The organism is Coleofasciculus sp. LEGE 07092, from assembly GCF_015207375.1.
GTDB lineage: Bacteria > Cyanobacteriota > Cyanobacteriia > Cyanobacteriales > Coleofasciculaceae > LEGE-07092.
In genome coordinates, this window is sequence record NZ_JADEWY010000258.1 from 1 (window position 1) to 2,742 (window position 2,742).

The window sequence follows — 2,742 nt, forward strand, 5'->3', positions numbered from 1 at the left end:
GACAGCCTCCCCATCTCCCCCATCTCCTCTGCACCCCTTACGCCTTTTCCCTTGCTGTTGGTAAACTAATGCGATAGATAAAGCAGTTAGGGAGAGCTACTCTTGCTAGACGAACAAGCGAAAAAGACGATGCTGCGCAAGATTCCGCACGGTCTTTATATCTGCGGGGTCAAAGACGGTGACGAACTCAATGGCTTTACGGTGAGCTGGTTGATGCAGTCTTCCTTTGAGCCGCCACTAGTGGTCAATTGTATTAAGAAGGAGACGGGTTCCCACGAAATGCTCAAAAAAAGTGGGATATTTAGCATCAGCTTTCTCAGCAGCGGACAAAAAGATATGGCAGCCCAATTTTTTAAGCCGCAGAGTCGCGTCGGCAATAAGTTTGCAGATGTGGAATTTTACCAGGGAGCAGAAACCGACTGTCCCATTATTACTGACTCCCTCGGTTACATCGAATGTAAAGTGATTGCCGCCGTCGAAAAAGGCGACCACACGGTTTATGTGGGTGAAGTGATTGGTGCTGGCGTCCACCGCGAGGGAGCCCCGCTTTTGCTAGAAAGCACGGGTTGGAACTACGGTGGCTAAATAGCAGCCAACTGCTTTGTAAAACCCAAAATTTTTTAAAGAAGTTGCGATAGTAAGCCTATGCCTCTGATTAAAGTTCAATCTTCTGTTAGCAATCCAGCTCCATCCTTAATTGAAGGATTGCTGAAAATCCTTTCAGGTAAACTGGCGCAGCACGTAGGTAAGCCTGAATCCTATGTGATGACAGCGTTTGAGCCGAATGTAGCGATGACTTTTGGGGGTACGATTGAACCGACCTGCTATATCGAAGTGAAAAACATTGGCACAATGAGTCCAGCACAAACGAAGGCAATGAGTGAAGACTTTTGTCAAGTGGTTAGTGAAAAACTGAGCGTATCACCAAACCGAGTATATATCGAGTTTGCTGATGCTAAGGGTAGTATGTGGGGCTGGAATAGCTCAACGTTTGGTTAATTAGTTACCAATAAGAAGTAAAGGAGTCAGTCATTACAGGAGTTCAGAATGAACGTAAGAGTGCGACTGGCTCCCTTACTATTCCCTATTTCCTACTCCCTATTCCTAAAAATAGGGCTTTTTACCACAAGTACTGAAGAAAAAAGGCTCCTGTTTTTATACAGGAACCTTCCAACTATCTAACTTTAACGTTCAGCTCAAAAGCTGAATCGAGAAAACTTAGTCGAGGTTAGGCATAAAGAGTACTGGCTCGCTCTCGCGCTCAATACCCTTCTCAAATCCAGCAGCAGCCGCACGAGCGCGACCAGCGTGCCAAAGGTGACCGATTAAGAAGAAGAAACCCAACACAAAGTGAGACGTCGATAGCCAAGAACGGGGAGACACATAGTTAAAGGAGTTGATCTCCGTAGCCACACCACCCACTGAGTTGATAGAACCCAGAGGAGCGTGAGTCATGTACTCAGCAGCACGACGAGCTTGCCAAGGTTGAATGTCGTTTTGAATCTTGTTGAGGTCAAGACCGTTGGGTCCGCGTAGGGGTTCCAGCCAAGGACCTTGGAAGTCCCAAAAACGCATTGTTTCACCACCGAAGATGATTTCGCCAGTGGGAGAGCGCATCAGGTATTTACCTAAACCTGTCGGTCCTTGAGCAGAACCGACATTTGCACCCAAACGTTGGTCACGAATCAAGAAGGTCAAAGCCTGAGCTTGAGACGCTTCAGCACCAGTCGGACCGTAGAATTCGCTGGGATAAGCAGTGTTGTTAAACCAGACAAAGCAGCAAGCGATGAAGCCCATCAAGGACAAGGCACCCAAACTGTAGGAGAGATACGCTTCTCCAGACCAGATGAAGGCGCGACGAGCCCAGCCGAAAGGCTTAGTGAGAATGTGAAAGATACCGCCAAAGATGCAGATCAGACCGATCCAGATGTGACCGCCGATGATATCTTCCATGTTGTTGACGCTGACAATCCAGCCTTCGCCACCAAAGGGAGATCTCAGGAGATAGCCAAAGATGACACCGGGGTTTAGCGTCGGGTTAGTAATGATGCGAACATCACCACCGCCTGGTGCCCAAGAGTCATACACACCGCCCAGGAACATGGCTTTGATCACGAGCAAGAAAGCACCAATTCCGAGCACGATTAAGTGGAAACCGATGATCGTGGTCATCTTGTTCTTGTCTTTCCAGTCGTAACCAAAGAAGGCAGAGTATTCTTCTAAGGTTTCTGGACCGCGAACGGCGTGGTAGATACCGCCTAAGCCCAGGACAGCAGAGGAAATCAGGTGCAGCACACCTACCACAAAGTAGGGGAAGGTGTCAATAACTTCACCACCGGGTCCAACACCCCAGCCCAGAGTGGCAATGTGAGGCAGGAGAATCAAGCCCTGCTCATACATAGGCTTTTCTGGGATGAAGTGAGCGACCTCAAATAAGGTCATTGCGCCAGCCCAGAAGACAATCAGTCCAGCATGGGCAACGTGAGCACCCAGTAATTTACCAGAGAGGTTTATTAGACGGGCATTACCTGCCCACCAGGCAAAACCTGATGATTCTTGGTCGCGATTACCCGCAACCATAGAAGTATTAGAGAGCGTTACCACGGGGTAGAACCTCCTCAGGGAATACAAAGTTTTTGTGAGGCTGATCTTGAGGAGCCAGCCAAGCCCGGACTCCCTCGTTCAGCAGGATGTTCTTGGTGTAGAACGTCTCAAATTCTGGGTCTTCAGCCGCACGGATTT

General features: G+C 48.7%; 3 protein-coding genes and 1 pseudogene. 2 read left to right on the plus strand and 2 right to left on the minus strand.

All coding sequences use genetic code 11. From position 1 onward, the window contains the following. The first annotated feature begins 102 nt into the window (after positions 1-102). Positions 103-585: a flavin reductase family protein gene (locus tag IQ257_RS29300; protein ID WP_193882582.1), complete on the plus strand. Its 483-nt coding sequence runs from the start codon at positions 103-105 to the stop codon at positions 583-585. A gap of 60 nt (positions 586-645) precedes the next feature. After that, entirely contained in the window at positions 646-999 is a 354-nt protein-coding gene (locus IQ257_RS29305) for a phenylpyruvate tautomerase MIF-related protein (RefSeq protein ID WP_193882581.1), read from the plus strand. Between the two features lie 219 nt (positions 1,000-1,218). On the opposite strand, the gene psbC is transcribed toward IQ257_RS29305, so the two are convergent. Continuing rightward, on the minus strand, positions 1,219-2,604 hold the full coding sequence (gene psbC / locus IQ257_RS29310) for a photosystem II reaction center protein CP43 (protein ID WP_193882578.1): 1,386 nt from the start codon (positions 2,602-2,604) through the stop codon (positions 1,219-1,221). Beyond that, positions 2,588-2,742, minus strand: a pseudogene (locus IQ257_RS29315) (photosystem II protein D2); the annotation flags it as partial. The gene psbC and the pseudogene IQ257_RS29315, both read right to left, overlap by 17 nt.